This window comes from Scandinavium hiltneri, from assembly GCF_024764835.1.
Classification (GTDB): domain Bacteria; phylum Pseudomonadota; class Gammaproteobacteria; order Enterobacterales; family Enterobacteriaceae; genus Scandinavium; species Scandinavium hiltneri.
Map to the genome: position 1 here is coordinate 203,744 of NZ_JALIGE010000076.1, position 15,346 is coordinate 219,089.

Sequence of the window (15,346 nt, forward strand, 5' to 3'; positions counted from 1 at the left end):
CTTAATCTCCCAGATGTGCCAGTAAGGAATCAAGGCGCTGCTTGAGCTCTTCTACTTCGCTCTCCAGCGCTTCTACACGCGCCACCAGGTTGTTGGTCTCCGGCATGTTGGCCTCAACGGTGACAGCGGCATTTTCAACATCACCGCTAAACAGATGCATAAAACGCTGCTCGCGCTTGCCCGGTTCGCGCGGTAAACGCGCTACAAACGGCCCATCTTCACAATTGCTCAGATTTTCCAACGCGTTTTCGACTTCGGTCATGTCCGCAAATTCATGCATCCGCTGGCCGCGACTGCGCAGTTCACCCGGCGTCTGCGCGCCGCGTAGCAGCAGCGTGGTTACCAGTGCCACTTCCGCGGTACTGAGCTTCAAATCACCAAATTCGGAATTACAGAATCGCTGTTCGTATTTGGTCACCCGGTTGCCAAACCCGCTGACGGTGCGGAGATAATGGCGTTTCACCAGTTGATCGAGTAAATCCTGAACCTCATTTTCGCTGAGCGTCATCACCGGCTCGCGGTTACTTTTCTGATTACAGGCCAGGGTGACGGCGTTGACCGACAACGGATACTGTTCCGGCGTGGTGACCTGCTTTTCCAGCAGGCAGCCAATCACACGCGCTTCAAGCGCCGTTAACTGATACTTCATGATTTCTCCTTATCGACCCGCCGTCCACTCGCGTGTGGTGAGCGCCGTCAGAACGTGGTCCCGCCACTGCCCGTCAATCAGCAGGTAGTCTTTGGCGAATCCTTCTTTTTCAAATCCGAGTTTGGCCAGTAGCGCGCCGCTGCGCTGATTGTGCGGCATATAGTTGGCCATAATGCGGTGTATATGCTGGGTGCGCTGCATGTAGCGAATGGCGGACGACAGCGCTTCGTACATCAGCCCCTGCCCCTGCCATTTTTCGCCAATGGAATAGCCCAGATAACAGGCATGAAACGACCCGCGCACCACGTTGGAAAAGTTGGCCACGCCGACGATTTCTTTTTCTTCCGGGTCAAGCAACACAAAGTAAAACGCGGAACCCTGCTTGTGAAACTCGCTGATCATCGACAAGCGCGCCTGCCAGCCTGAAGGATAGCAATGACTGTCGTCACGGACCGGTTCCCAAGGCTTCAGGAACGTTTTATTTTCCGCGTAATAATCGGCGAGCCGCCAGGCGTCGCGGTCATGGACCAGACGCACCACAAGACGGTCTGTTGTTAAGCGCACTTTCGGCACGTTACTGCGATAGCCAAACATCTTCCCCCACTCCTTCAAACCGCCATTACCTTCACTATACCTGCCTGTCGCCACCTTGTGAAAACAGCGACATACGTTTTTCTGAGGCACTTCCGCTTTTCGATAAATAAACTCTATCAAAATAGTCTTTTGATAAAAAAATATTGTTGCCCGCAGCCCCTGAAAATCAGCGTTCAGACGGTAGAATGGTAGCCTCTCACCGTTTCATTCCCCTGGAGGGGAAATGTCATCGCGCATCTCACAGGCTCGCAGCCTGGGCAAATATTTCCTGCTTGTCGATAACATGCTGGTTGTCCTCGGCTTTTTTGTCGTTTTCCCGTTAATTTCCATTCGATTTGTCGACCAGATGGGCTGGGCCGCACTGATGGTCGGCATTGCCCTTGGGCTGCGCCAGCTCGTTCAGCAAGGTTTAGGCATTTTTGGCGGCGCGATCGCCGACCGCTTCGGCGCCAAACCGATGATCGTCACCGGCATGCTGATGCGTGCCGCAGGCTTCATCACCATGGCCATCGCACATGAGCCGTGGATGCTGTGGCTCTCCTGCATACTTTCCGGCCTCGGTGGCACGCTGTTCGACCCACCGCGTGCGGCGCTGGTCGTCAAACTGGTGCGTCCACATCAGCGCGGGCGTTTTTTCTCGCTGCTGATGATGCAAGACAGTGCCGGGGCAGTAATTGGCGCGCTGCTTGGCAGTTGGCTGCTGCAATACGATTTCCGTCTGGTATGCAGCGTCGGTGCGGTGCTGTTCATCCTCTGCGCTGCGTTTAACGCCTGGTACCTTCCGGCCTGGAAACTGTCGACAGTGAAAACGCCGGTGCGCGAAGGACTGTCGCGGGTGCTGAGTGACAAGCGGTTTGTCACCTATGTCCTGACGTTGACCGGCTATTACATGCTGGCAGTGCAGGTAATGCTGATGCTGCCGATCATGGTGAATGATATTGCCGGTTCCCCTGCTGCGGTGAAATGGATGTACGCCGTCGAAGCCGCGCTGTCGCTGACGCTGCTCTACCCGATTGCGCGCTGGAGCGAAAAGCGTTTTCGCCTCGAACATCGCCTGATGGCCGGGCTGTTGATCATGACCCTGGCGATGCTGCCGATTGGCCTTTCCGCCAATTTACAGCAGCTGTTCACCCTGATTTGCGTGTTTTATATCGGCTCCATTATAGCCGAACCGGCTCGCGAAACCCTGAGCGCCCAACTGGCAAATCCGCGCGCGCGTGGCAGCTATATGGGCTTCAGCCGTCTGGGGCTCGCGTTCGGCGGCGCGCTCGGTTACGCAGGTGGCGGCTGGTTGTTCGATGCGGGCAAAGCGCTCAACCAGCCGGAACTGCCATGGGTGATGTTCGGCGCGATTGGCTTCATTACTTTTCTGGCGCTGTGGTGGCAGTTCAGTACTAAACGCGCGACAACCGGGATGGTCGAACCCGGCGCCTGATGTTAATTGTAGTAACAATTCAGCGGATTCTGCTGGTACGCATTAGGCTGACAGGGCATGCTGCTTTGTGTCAGGATGAGTCAAAAGCAACATGTTAAGGAAACCCATGAAAAAGTTGTTGATGGTCGCCGCACTCACTGTGAGCGTCCTGCTGGTAGGCTGTAACCAGCTCACGCAGTACACCGTTAGCGAGCAAGAAATTAATCAGGCGTTGCAAAAGCGAAACAACTTCTCGAAAGATATTGGCCTGCCGGGCGTGGCTGATGCACACATTGTGCTGACTAACCTCTCCAGCGCCATTGGCCGCGAAGAACCGAATAAAATCACCCTTACCGGCGTCGCGAACCTCGATATGAGCTCGCTGTTTGGTAATCAGAAAGCAACGATTAACCTCAAGCTGAAAGCGCTGCCGGTCTTTAATAAAGAAAAAGGCGCCATCTTCCTGCAGGAAATGGAAGTGGTCGATGCGAAAGTGGAGCCTGAGAAGATGCAGTCGGTGGTGCAAACCATGATGCCGTATCTGAACCAGTCCCTGCGGAGCTACTTCAACAAGCAGCCGGCCTACGTTCTGCGTGAAGACGCAAGCCAGGGCGAGGCGCTGGCGAAGAAATACGCGAAAGGCATTGAAGTGAAACCGGGCGAGATTGTCATTCCACTGACGGACTGATCGAATCGGGTAATGATCTCGAAGCGGGCGCAAATAGCGCCCGTTTTTTTTTACGGAAAGGAGTGCAAAGGAAAACGTTTACGTTTAATCTTAGTGCCCGGCAAAAATAGCCCTTCTCAACAAGCCGGAGCCTTCCATGACAGCACAATCCCAGCTACTGAAAATCCGCCGTCCCGACGACTGGCATATCCATCTGCGCGATGGTGATATGCTGAAAACCGTCGTGCCATACACCAGTGAAGTGTATGGCCGGGCGATTGTGATGCCAAACCTGGTGCCACCGGTGACCACCGTTGATGCCGCCATCAGCTACCGCCAACGCATTCTTGATGCCGTTCCTGCGGGCCATGACTTTACCCCGCTGATGACCTGCTATTTGACCGACACCCTTGACCCAAACGAGCTGGAACGCGGATTCAATGAAGGCGTGTTTACCGCTGCTAAACTGTATCCGGCGAATGCGACCACCAACTCCAGCCACGGCGTCACCAGCATTGATGCGATCATGCCGGTACTGGAACGTATGCAAAAGCTGGGCATGCCACTGCTGGTCCACGGCGAAGTTACCCACGCTGAAATCGACATTTTTGACCGTGAAGCACGCTTTATCGAAACGGTGATGGAGCCGATGCGCCAGCGTCTGCCGGGTCTGAAAGTGGTGTTTGAACATATCACCACCAAAGATGCCGCTGAATACGTGCGCGACGGTAACGAACTGCTGGCCGCCACCATTACCCCGCAGCATCTGATGTTCAACCGCAACCATATGCTGGTTGGTGGCGTGCGCCCTCACCTGTACTGCCTGCCTATCCTCAAACGCAATATTCACCAGCAGGCGTTGCGTGAACTGGTTGCCAGTGGCTTTGAGCGCGCGTTCCTCGGCACCGACTCTGCCCCACATGCGCGTCATCGCAAAGAAGCCAGTTGCGGCTGTGCAGGCTGCTTCAACGCGCCAACGGCGCTTGGCAGCTATGCCACGGTGTTCGAAGAAATGAATGCCTTACAACACTTCGAGGGCTTCTGCTCGCTGAACGGCCCGCGTTTCTACGGCTTGCCGGTCAATGAAAGCTTCATCGAACTGGAGCGCAAAGAGAGCCAGGTCGTCGACAGTATCGCCCTGACCGACGACGCGCTGATCCCGTTCCTTGCCGGTGAAACCGTGAACTGGAGCGTTAAACGCTAAAAAAATGATTGTCCCCTGTTGTAAGTTTCGCAAACTAACTGTATAAATATCCAGTATATTCAACAGGGGGCACATTATGCGTATTGAAGTGACCATCGCCAGAACCACTGTCCTGCCCGCAGGCGCTATTGATGCGCTCACCAGCGAGCTTTCCCGTCGTATTCTCGATCAATTCCCGGACCAGAACGGACAAGTCAGCGTGCGCTACGCCGCCGGCAATAATCTTTCCGTTCTCGGCGGCGCTAAAGAAGACAAAGACCGTATCAGCGAAATTCTCCAGGAAACCTGGGAAAGCGCGGATGACTGGTTTAACCCTGCCTGATTCGATTAAAAAAACGCTCCATCATTATGTAATTTTTGCCGGGTCGCCCCGGCTTTTTTAATTTCATTTTGTGCTTTTTTTAACCTTTTTCTTATTGCATCACTATTCTTTTAAAAAATAACGAACTAACTGCCGTTTTATTGTTCAAAAAAACGATTGAACCAGAAAAAAATGTTGCTCTTAACCTGAAAGTTCGAATATTTTCATAGTTGTTGATATAATGAGTATGCTTCAGAAAACACGCATTGAACCTCGAACCGTTGTCTTTAAACACGTTAATAAGGGGTTATGATGGAAAAGAATAATGAAGTCATCCAGACCCATCCCCTCGTCGGATGGGACATCAGCACCGTAGACAGCTATGACGCGCTGATGCTGCGCCTGCACTACCAGAACCCCACACTATCGAGTCACAACGAAGCAGAAATCGGTCAAACGCTATGGTTAACGACCGATGTAGCCCGTCAGTTTATTTCTATTTTAGAAGCGGGCATCGCCAAAATTGAATCCGGCGATTTCCAGGAAAACGAGTATCGAAGGCATTAGCGCTTGATGCCAAAAATTCACGTAACAGGCACCCATCGGGTGCCTTAATTATTTCTGGCTTGTCACGCATTAGCAGATTAATTACCCTGCTATACCCAAAATAATTCGAGTTGCAGGACAATATGCCTGTGGCATAACGAACAGAGATGAGACACGCATGAACTACGACTTAATAATTATCGGCAGTGGCTCTGTCGGTGCCGCCGCCGGCTATTACGCTTCCCGCGCAGGGCTGTCAGTTCTGATGACCGACGCCCATCTGCCGCCGCATAACGAAGGCAGCCACCACGGTGATACGCGTCTGATTCGTCATGCCTACGGCGAGGGTGAAAAATATGTGCCGCTGGTGCTTCGCGCGCAAACCCTGTGGGATGAACTCGCCACGCTGAGCGGCGAAGAGATTTTTGAGAAAACCGGCGTCATCAACCTGGGCCCGGCTCATTCTCTGTTCCTCGCCAACGTCGAGCAGAGCGCACGCCAGTTTGGTCTGAACGTAGAGCGGCTGGACAGCCAGGCGCTGATGGCTCGCTGGCCGGAGATCCGCGTGCCGGAGGATTACGTCGGGCTGTTTGAACCGGCTTCCGGCGTGCTGCGCAGTGAGCTGGCGGTCAAAACCTGGGTAGAACTGGCCCGCGAAGCAGGTTGTGCTCAGCTGTTCAATTGCCCTGTCACCGCCGTTTCGCATCACGCGGATGGCGTCACCGTTGAAACCGCCGATGGCAGTTACACCGCTAAACGTCTGTTGGTGAGCGCCGGAACCTGGGCCACCAGGCTTCTGCCGGAACTGCCGATTCAGCCGGTGCGTAAAGTGTTTGCCTGGTACCAGGCGGATGGCCGATACAGTCGCAAAAACAACTTTCCGGCGTTTACCGGTGAGCTACCAAACGGTGACCAGTATTACGGTTTCCCGGCTGAAGACAACGAACTCAAAATCGGCAAGCACAACGGGGGACAAGTTATTGATTCACCTGAACAGCGCAAGCCATTTGGCGCAGTGGCAACGGACGGCTCTGAAGCCTTTAATTTCCTGCGTAACGTGCTGCCAGGCATTGGCTGCTGCCTGCACGGCGCCGCCTGCACCTACGACAATTCGCCGGACGAAGACTTCATCATCGACACCCTGCCCGGCAATGACAACACGCTGGTGATTTCCGGCCTGAGCGGACACGGCTTTAAGTTCACCTCGGTGCTGGGTGAAATTGCCGCTGATTTTGCGCAGGGCAAAACGCCTGCGTTTGATTTATCGCCTTTTAGCCTCGCACGTTTCGCGCAATAACAGGCGTAAAAAAGCCCGGTAGCGTTATGGTTACCAGGCTTTCAGAAGATTGCTGTCAGAAATCGACTTATTCCGGGTCAGGGATCCCCAAACGCGTATTCAACTGACCGCGAGATTTATTGAAAATCTTGTTGCCGTTTTCACGCCCTGCTCGCAGTCGACGCTGCTCCTCTTCTGGCAGAACGCTCTCTTCTTTGCACAGCTCGCTGCAACAACCGCGGAATTTCTCCGCGCACACCGGACATTGGATGAACAGCAGGTGGCAGCCGTCGTTCAGACAATTAGTGTGGCTGTCGCACGGCGTACCGCACTGGTGACAATGCGCGATCACGTCGTCTGAAATGCGTTCGCCCATGCGTTCGTCGAACACAAAGTTCTTACCGATAAAACGCACCGGCAGACCCTGCTCACGTGCGCGGCGGGCGTATTCGATAATCCCGCCCTCAATGTGCCAGACCTTATTGAAGCCTTTGTGCTTCATAAACGCACTGGCTTTTTCGCAGCGGATCCCGCCGGTGCAGTACATGACAATTTTCTTGTCGCGGTACTCTTCCATCATTTCAACGGCTTTTGGCAGCTGGTCGCGGAAAGTGTCGGCCGGGATTTCCAGCGCGTTTTCGAAATGGCCCACTTCGTATTCGTAGTGGTTACGCATGTCGATAAACACCGCATCGGGATCGTCGAGCATCGCATTCACTTCGGCTGCTTTCAGGTATTCACCCACGTCGCTTGCGTCAAACGTCGGGTCATCGATGCCGTCAGCCACGATGCGGTCACGCACTTTCATGCGCAGCACCCAGAATGATTTACCGTCGTCATCCAGCGCAATATTCAGGCGCAGATTGTTGAACGCCGGATCAAAGCCGTACAGCAGCTCACGGAAAGCGTCGACTTTGCTCTCTGGCACGCTGATTTGCGCGTTAATTCCTTCATGAGCAAGATAGACGCGGCCAAACACGCTGAACCTGGTGAACGCCTGGTACAGCGCATCACGGGTCGCTTTTGGATCGGTAATGGTGAAATATTTATAGAATGAGATTGTCGTGCGCGGCTCGGTTTCAGCCATCATCTGCGCCTTCAATTGCTCATTCGAGATGCGGTTATGCAACACTGGCATGGTGTGGTTCCTGCATTCGTTTATGAGAAAATTCGCGGCCCGCATCATATAGCATGTGCTGCAAATTTACATCCCCACATTTTGCGCTACATTTTTCTCACCTCAAACAGATACACTCCCTACATTTGCTGCAATAACAGACGTTCCGCCTGAGGTCATTTGGGCGAAGCCCGAAAAAGTGCGATAATAAAATCGATAGCTTGAAAGAACAGGACTGAGATGACGCATTTACCTAAATTTTCCGCCGCGCTCCTCCACCCGCGTTACTGGTTAACCTGGCTGGGCGTCGGCCTGTTGTGGCTACTGGTTCAACTTCCTTATCCGATCCTCTACCGTCTCGGTACGTCCCTTGGCCGTCTTTCGCTGCGTCTGATGAAACGACGTTCCCATATTGCCTATCGCAATCTCGAATTGTGCTTTCCCAATATGGACGAAAAAACGCGTCATGACTGGGTAGTCAAAAACTTTGAGTCCGTTGGCATGGGGTTGATGGAAACCGGTATGGCGTGGTTCTGGTCCGACAAACGGATGGCTCGCTGGAGTGATTCCATCGGCGTGGAACATATCCGTGCGCTGGAAGCCGAGAAAAAAGGCATTCTACTTATCGGTATCCACTTTCTGACGCTAGAAATCGGCGCCCGCATGTTTGGCCTGCACGCGTCTCCGGGGATTGGCGTTTATCGCCCGAATGATAATCCGGTTATCGACCTTGTGCAGACCTGGGGACGGATGCGGTCCAACAAAGACATGCTTGATCGCAAAGATTTAAAGGGCATGATCCGCGCCCTGAAAAACGGCGAAGTCATCTGGTACGCGCCCGATCACGATTATGGCCCTCAGGGCAGTGTGTTTGTGCCGCTGTTTGGCGTCGACAAAGCGGCAACCACTTCCGGGACTTACACCCTGGCGCGCATGTCGAAGGCCTGCATTGTGCCTTTCGTGCCGCGCCGTAAGCCGGGTGGCAAAGGCTATGAGTTGGTGATTCTCGAGCCAGAGTGCGCCCCGCCGCTGGACGATGCCGAAACCACCGCTGCGTGGATGAACAAAGTGATTGAACAATGTATTTTGATGGCGCCCGAACAGTACATGTGGCTGCATCGTCGTTTCAAAACGCGCCCGGAAGGCACGCCTTCCCGCTACTGACCCTTACCTGCCGGGTGGCTCTGCAGTTACCTGGCCTGCTTTTTTCTTTTCTGGTTCGTCGTCGTTGATTGCAGTCATGATTTAGTCAGCGCATAATTAGCCTGCTTATCACTTTATTTTGAACGACCCTAGCGTCATTACGCGGAACCCTATGCTTTCCTCAGATGCCCCCATAAGCTGGAAACGGAATCTCACCATCGCCTGGATCGGCTGTTTTCTTACCGGCGCGGCCTTCAGTCTGGTCATGCCTTTTCTGCCGCTGTACGTCGAACAACTCGGCGTCACCGGACATAGCGCACTAAACATGTGGTCCGGACTGGTATTCAGCATCACCTTTCTGTTTTCCGCTATCGCCTCACCGTTTTGGGGTGGGCTCGCAGACCGTAAAGGTCGAAAAATCATGCTACTACGCTCTGCCCTCGGCATGGCGATTGTGATGGTGCTGATGGGCTTCGCGCAGAATATCTGGCAGTTTCTGGTTCTGCGCGCGCTGTTGGGTCTTCTCGGCGGCTTTGTGCCGAACGCCAATGCGCTGATCGCCACTCAAATCCCTCGCCATAAAAGCGGCTGGGCGCTGGGAACGCTTTCCACCGGGGCGGTGAGCGGCGCGCTGCTTGGCCCTTTAGCTGGCGGCCTGATGGCAGACACCTACGGCCTGCGTCCGGTGTTCTTTATGACTGCCAGCGTGCTGTTTTTGTGCTTCCTGCTGACGCTTTTACTTATCCGCGAGCAGTTCGAGCCGGTGCCGAAAAAAGAGATGCTTCACGCCAGAGACGTTCTTTCCTCGCTGAAAAGCCCGAAGCTGGTGCTAAGCCTGTTTGTCACTACCATGATTATCCAGGTGGCGACCGGCTCTATCGCCCCAATTCTTACGCTGTATGTACGGGAGCTGGCGGGTAACGTCAGCAATATCGCGTTTATCAGCGGGATGATTGCGTCGGTGCCCGGCGTTGCCGCGCTGATCAGCGCCCCTCGTCTGGGCAAACTGGGCGACAGAATCGGGCCGGAAAAAATCCTGATTGCGGCGCTGATAATCTCCGTTCTGCTGTTAATCCCGATGTCGTTTGTGCAAACCCCCTGGCAGCTTGGCCTGCTGCGCTTTCTGCTCGGCGCTGCCGACGGGGCGCTGCTGCCCGCCGTTCAGACGTTGCTGGTGTACAATTCCACCAACCAGATTGCCGGGCGCATTTTCAGCTATAACCAGTCTTTTCGCGATATTGGTAACGTCACCGGGCCGCTGATTGGCGCCTCGGTTTCGGCGAGCTACGGTTTTCGCACGGTGTTCCTGGTGACCGCGAGCGTGGTCATGTTCAACGCCATTTATACAGGCCTGAGTATGCGCCGTACGCGACAGGCAGCCCTCGCCTCTGTGCAGAGTGAAAGTGAAGACTCGTCTGCGGTGAATTAATCCATCAGGATGTTTTTTCGTCTGACGTTCTTGCTTAACCGAAACTTCGTCTATTCTTTTCCTGAAAACCACGTCAAACCGCAGGGAGAATGAGATGACTATGTACGCCACGCTCGACGAAGCTATTGATGCGGCTCGCGAAGAGTTTGTTGCCAGCAGCCCCAATCCGGGGGAAGACGAACTCAGTGTTCAGCAGCTCAACTTACAGAAATACATCCTGCAGGATGGCGATATTATGTGGCAGGCCGAATTCTTTGCCACTGAAGGCGAAGAAGGCGAATGCCTGCCGATGGTGAGCGGAGAAGGTGCGCAGAGCGTCTTTGACGGCGATTTCGATGAGATTGAACTGACGCAGGAGTGGATTGAAGAAAATACACTCCACGAGTGGGATGAGGGCGAATTTCAGCTCGAACCGCCTTTGGACACCGAAGAGGGTCAGACGGCAGCCGATGAGTGGGATGAGCGCTAGTTACTCGTAAGGGCCATGATTGGCATCGATGGGTAACAGCAGCGTATCAAAGACCAGCGAGAACGGCAGATCGAGGATGGTGATATAGCGCCATGCGGAATCTCTGACGTCCCACTGCACGCCAGGATAGTACTGATTTCCGTGCCCCTGGCCCGGTATGGTCCGACTGATAATGCTGCCGCAGCCGCTCAGCGTGAGCGCCATCAGGCACACCGCCAGGATCCTCACCGCGTTTCTGTTCATTAAAACCTCATTAAAAAAATACCGGTCAATCGACCGGTATTTTATTTTCAAACGCGTTACAGCGGAAGTTACTTCGCTTTAATCGCCAATGGATTGAGCTTAATTTCCGAGTAATGGTCCACCCACGAAGAATATCTCTCCGGAGATGACCACACGCGATAGTGCATGCGCGCCATGGTAACCGGGTCGCTCAGCAACACCAGGCGGCGGTCGCGATTCAGTTTGTCCGGCGTTTCGTTCAGCGCCTGCTCAACGTGACGGTCGCGGGCAATTTCCTGCACTTTACTGTCACGGTGACGTGCGGTCGCCATCGCGGTCGCCAGGGCGTTAAACGACGGGTTAAACACCGCGTGCATAAAGCCATCGTCCAGCGAACGGGTGCGGTTCAGCACCACGTACTTGTCGGTGTCCTGCAAAACCTGCGGCGGGGAATACTCTTCCGGGATCAGGAACAGCTTCCAGCGCTTGGTGCGCAGACCGATGGTCGAACGGCTGGAAATCACCGACACAAACGGCGACAGAATCAGCGAGAAGACAATCGGTGCCAGCCAGAACAGGAAACGCAAGTCCAGCCACGCCATACCCACAGCCCACACCAGACCCAGCAGCAGCTGAGAACCGTGACGCATGAAGGCCTCACCCCATGGGGTTGAGTCATCATCACGCTGCGGCGAGTTCCATACCACTTCCCAGCCAAGGAACGCACTGACCACGAACACGGTGTGGAACAGCATACGAACCGGCGCCAGAAGCACCGAGAACAATACTTCCAGCAGCAGGGAGAGGGTCACGCGGCAGAAACCACCAAACTCTTTCGACCCTTTGCACCAGATAAGGATGATACTCAGCAGCTTAGGCAGGAACAGCAGCACCATGGTTGATGCGAACAGTGCGATGGCCAGTTCCGGACGCCACTGCGGCCAGACCGGGAACAGCTGACGCGGCTGCAGGAAGTACTGCGGCTCGGTGAGCGCATGAACCACCTGTAGCGCTGTCGACAACGCAAGGAAACTAAACCACAGCGGCGCCGACAGGTATGACATTACACCTGTCAGGAACACCGCACGGTGTACCGGGTGCATGCCTTTCACGAGGAACAGACGGAAGTTCATCAGGTTCCCGTGACACCAGCGACGGTCACGTTTCAGTTCGTCCAGCAGATTTGGCGGCAGCTCTTCATACGAACCGGGCAAGTCGTAGGCAATCCACACGCCCCAGCCTGCACGACGCATCAGCGCCGCTTCCACGAAGTCGTGGGAGAGGATAGAACCAGCGAACGAACCTTCACCCGGCAGCGGTGCCAGTGCACAGTGCTCGATGAACGGCTTCACGCGGATAATGGCGTTGTGACCCCAGTAGTGAGATTCACCCAGCTGCCAGAAGTGCAGACCGGCAGTAAACAGCGGGCCGTAAACACGAGTCGCAAACTGCTGGCAACGCGCGTAAAGCGTGTCCATGCCGGAGGCTTTTGGTGAGGACTGGATGATCCCGGCGTTCGGATTCGCTTCCATCAGACGCACCAGACCACACAGACAGTCACCGGTCATCACGGAGTCTGCGTCCAGCACCACCATGTAGCTGTACTGGCTACCCCAACGACGGCAGAAATCATCGATGTTACCGCTTTTACGCTTCACACGACGACGACGACGACGGTAGAAAATCTGTCCTTCGCCCCCGACTTCCGCAATCAGCTCCATCCACGCTTTCTGCTCACGCATGCAGATATCAGGATCATAACTGTCGCTCAGCACGTAAACGTCGAAATGCTTGTGGTTACCGGTCGCTTTCACCGATTCCCAGGTTGCACGCAGGCCCGCGAATACGCGGTCTACATCTTCGTTACAGATAGGCATGATAAGCGCGGTGCGATGCTCAGGATTCAGCGCTTCATCACCGACGGTTGACGCTGAAATACTGTATTTATCGCGACCCATCAGCAATTGCAGGAAGCCCATCAGAGCGGTCCAGAAACCGGCGGACACCCAACAGAACAGAATGGCAAACAGGATAAGGATCCCCGTTTGCAGCACGTACGGCAGCAGTTGCATGAAGGAAACCCACAGGTCCTGACCGCGCATGTCCATTGGGTTAACCAGCGCCCAGCCCTGGTACGGAAGAATAGTTTTCATGTACCAGGTCGCGACGACGGTTTGCGCCAACGTCAGCAACAACAGGATGTAACGACGGATAGTCCCGGCAGTACGCCACTTGTCTTCACGCTCACGCTCCTCCTGAGTCAGACGCGACAAATAACGCGGCTGAACCTCACGGCCCAGCATTTTGTCCCAGAAGCGACCAATCGGGTTGGTGCGCCACGGATCCGGGAACATAGAAGAACGTGTCGCTTTCGGCATCGCCTCAAGCTGTGTGCGCCCTTCCTCGTCTTTGATTATCTGCCCTTCCGACAGCGAATCCGGCCACGCCTGCTCCAGGCGCGCTTTTACCGAACCGAGCGGTGAATCATCTTCACGCGCAATCGGCGTCTCTTCGGTATCAAGCGCCTGATGCAGAGCACGAAAATCAGTGGTCGGCAATGCCGCCTTCTCAGTATCAGAGAGGGGCATTGCATCGATGTATTCGTTTATCTTATTCATTGGCAGGTAGCTGATAGCTCCAGGTTTCACTCAGCGTCTGATCGCCATTGACCAGGGCCGCACGCATGTCGGTCGTTTTCTTCACATCTTTGACTTTCACACGCATCGTCAGACGCCAGCCTTTAGTCATCGGGTTATAGCGAACGTTGCTGTCCACGATTTCCCCGTTGTCACCAATACTGGTCTGGGCAGTAACCGGCGTATCCTGCGGCAACTTTTTCATGTCCGCGCCGGTGTAGTCGACGACAAACGCGATAGTGCCATCCGGCTGACGAATGAGGTTCGACTGCTTCACATCACCCGTTGAACGACGCGTCTGCATGACATACGCGCTATCCGGTGCGTGCAGTTTGTCTTCGTCACGGCTGAAAGTGATGGTGTATTTGAAGTTCATCTCTTTACCTGGGTCCGGCAGCTGGTCCGGGGTCCAGTAAGCGACGATATTATCGTTGGTTTCGTCGTTGGTTGGAATTTCCACCAGCTCGACTTTCCCTTTACCCCAGTCGCCTTTCGGGGTAATCCAAGCACTTGGGCGCAGGTCATAACGATCGTCCAAATCCTCATAACGCGAGAACTGACGACCACGCTGCAGCAGACCAAAGCCTTGCGGATTTTCGGTCGCGTAGCTGCTCACTGCGAGGTGTTTCGGGTTATTCAGCGGACGCCAGATCCATTCACCGTTACCGGCCAGAATCGACAGACCGTTAGAGTCATGCAGTTCAGGACGGAAGTTGGTGGCCGGAGATGGCTGATTCGGCCCAAACAGGAACATGCTGGTCAGTGGTGCCACGCCCAGTTTGCCCACTTTATCGCGCAGGTAAACTTTGGACTGCACATCAACCACGGTATCGCGGCCCGGCATCACAACAAAGCGATAGGCACCGGTCGCACGCGGGGAATCCAGCAATGCATAAATAGTCAGACGTTTGTCGGTCGCTTTTGGACGCTCAATCCAGAACTCACGAAAACGCGGGAACTCTTCGCCGGATGGCAAAGCAGTATCAATGGCGAGGCCGCGGGCAGACAAGCCATAGGTTTGACCCTGGCCGAGAACGCGGAAATAGCTGGCTCCGAGCATGCTGACGATTTCGTCGTTTTTATCTTTGCTGTTGATCGGATACAGCACTTTAAACCCGGCAAAACCCAGATCCTTGACGGTATCTTTATCATGCTGGACATTGCCAAAATTGAAGTAATCCGGGCTGTACTTGATTTTCTTCACCGACGTGGCCGTCACTTCATTAATAGCGACTGGCGTGTCGAAATACATCCCCTGATGGTAGAACTCAAGCTTGAACGGAGTCTTGACCTTGCTCCAGTAAGCTTTGTCGTGGTTGAACTGAATTTGCTGATAATCCGCATACTTCATGTCGCGGAAAACGGAGGGCAGGTTACTTTTTGGCGCTTCGTAGCCCTTGCCGGCGAGCGATTTCGCTTCCTTCGCTACATCATCAATACTGAACGCCCATGCAGATGAAGTACACAGGGACAACATTATGGCTGCGCCTATCCAACGCAGTTTCATCATCTGTGGTTTATTTTTCATAAGTAGTAAGCACTTCCCCCTTTGTGTGCTTAAATCGATCCAATCCATTTTAATGGAAACTCAAGCAATCCGACAACATAATCCCCATTTTGTTCGGCTCGGTGGCCTATGGAATAAACAACGTTCCACACCGGTATGCACTTTGCGTGCT

General features: G+C 54.3%; 15 protein-coding genes. 9 read left to right on the forward strand and 6 right to left on the reverse strand.

Annotated elements, in window-relative coordinates; translation table 11 throughout:
• Position 1: 1 nt before the first annotated feature.
• Both MUU47_RS18470 and rimJ read right to left on the reverse strand, forming a co-directional pair.
• Positions 2–649, reverse strand: a complete 648-nt coding sequence (locus MUU47_RS18470; protein WP_258989613.1) for a YceH family protein — start codon at positions 647–649, stop codon at positions 2–4.
• A gap of 9 nt (positions 650–658) precedes the next feature.
• A complete protein-coding gene (rimJ, locus tag MUU47_RS18475; RefSeq protein WP_258989614.1) occupies positions 659–1,243 on the reverse strand; it encodes a ribosomal protein S5-alanine N-acetyltransferase in 585 nt (194 codons plus the stop codon).
• 223 nt (positions 1,244–1,466) lie between these two features.
• On the opposite strand from rimJ, the gene mdtH reads away from it, so the two are divergent.
• The 6 genes from mdtH to solA all read left to right on the forward strand — a co-directional run bounded on the left by mdtH (position 1,467) and on the right by solA (position 6,672).
• Positions 1,467–2,678 carry a multidrug efflux MFS transporter MdtH gene (gene mdtH, locus MUU47_RS18480; RefSeq protein ID WP_258989615.1) on the forward strand — a complete coding sequence of 404 codons (1,212 nt, stop codon included), beginning with the start codon at positions 1,467–1,469 and terminating at the stop codon, positions 2,676–2,678.
• A gap of 106 nt (positions 2,679–2,784) precedes the next feature.
• Positions 2,785–3,345, forward strand: coding sequence for a lipoprotein (locus MUU47_RS18485; protein ID WP_258989616.1), 561 nt, complete (start codon positions 2,785–2,787; stop codon positions 3,343–3,345).
• Positions 3,346–3,481: 136 nt separating this feature from the next.
• A complete protein-coding gene (pyrC, locus tag MUU47_RS18490; RefSeq protein ID WP_258989617.1) occupies positions 3,482–4,528 on the forward strand; it encodes a dihydroorotase in 1,047 nt (348 codons plus the stop codon).
• Positions 4,529–4,604: 76 nt separating this feature from the next.
• A complete protein-coding gene (gene dinI / locus MUU47_RS18495) occupies positions 4,605–4,850 on the forward strand; it encodes a DNA damage-inducible protein I (protein WP_159761359.1) in 246 nt (81 codons plus the stop codon).
• A 291-nt stretch (positions 4,851–5,141) separates the two neighbouring features.
• Positions 5,142–5,396, forward strand: a complete 255-nt coding sequence (bssS, locus tag MUU47_RS18500; protein ID WP_097161273.1) for a biofilm formation regulator BssS — start codon at positions 5,142–5,144, stop codon at positions 5,394–5,396.
• Between the two features lie 157 nt (positions 5,397–5,553).
• Positions 5,554–6,672 (forward strand): N-methyl-L-tryptophan oxidase, encoded by a 1,119-nt coding sequence (gene solA, locus MUU47_RS18505; RefSeq protein WP_258989618.1) that lies wholly within the window; start codon positions 5,554–5,556, stop codon positions 6,670–6,672.
• A gap of 67 nt (positions 6,673–6,739) precedes the next feature.
• Here the strand turns inward: solA and trhO are convergent, their stop codons facing one another.
• Entirely contained in the window at positions 6,740–7,789 is a 1,050-nt protein-coding gene (gene trhO / locus MUU47_RS18510; RefSeq protein WP_258989619.1) for an oxygen-dependent tRNA uridine(34) hydroxylase TrhO, read from the reverse strand.
• 219 nt (positions 7,790–8,008) lie between these two features.
• On the opposite strand from trhO, the gene MUU47_RS18515 reads away from it, so the two are divergent.
• The 3 genes from MUU47_RS18515 (at position 8,009) to MUU47_RS18525 (ending at position 10,809) form a co-directional block, all read left to right on the forward strand.
• The gene (locus MUU47_RS18515) at positions 8,009–8,932 is read left to right on the forward strand and encodes a Kdo(2)-lipid IV(A) acyltransferase (protein WP_258989620.1); all 924 of its coding nucleotides are present in this window, start codon (positions 8,009–8,011) and stop codon (positions 8,930–8,932) included.
• 151 nt (positions 8,933–9,083) lie between these two features.
• A complete protein-coding gene (mdtG, locus tag MUU47_RS18520) occupies positions 9,084–10,340 on the forward strand; it encodes a multidrug efflux MFS transporter MdtG (RefSeq protein WP_258989621.1) in 1,257 nt (418 codons plus the stop codon).
• Positions 10,341–10,434: 94 nt separating this feature from the next.
• A complete protein-coding gene (locus tag MUU47_RS18525) occupies positions 10,435–10,809 on the forward strand; it encodes a MysB family protein (protein ID WP_159761354.1) in 375 nt (124 codons plus the stop codon).
• Here MUU47_RS18525 and MUU47_RS18530 read toward each other — a convergent pair whose 3' ends face one another.
• The 3 genes from MUU47_RS18530 to mdoG form a co-directional block, all read right to left on the reverse strand.
• The gene (locus tag MUU47_RS18530; protein ID WP_110510141.1) at positions 10,810–11,037 is read right to left on the reverse strand and encodes a YceK/YidQ family lipoprotein; all 228 of its coding nucleotides are present in this window, start codon (positions 11,035–11,037) and stop codon (positions 10,810–10,812) included.
• An 83-nt stretch (positions 11,038–11,120) separates the two neighbouring features.
• Complete coding sequence (gene mdoH, locus MUU47_RS18535) at positions 11,121–13,649, reverse strand: glucans biosynthesis glucosyltransferase MdoH (protein WP_258989622.1); 2,529 nt, start codon at positions 13,647–13,649, stop codon at positions 11,121–11,123.
• Positions 13,642–15,195 (reverse strand): glucans biosynthesis protein MdoG, encoded by a 1,554-nt coding sequence (gene mdoG / locus MUU47_RS18540; RefSeq protein WP_258989623.1) that lies wholly within the window; start codon positions 15,193–15,195, stop codon positions 13,642–13,644. Before mdoG ends, mdoH begins: the two co-directional genes overlap by 8 nt.
• Between the last annotated feature and the right edge of the window lie 151 nt (positions 15,196–15,346).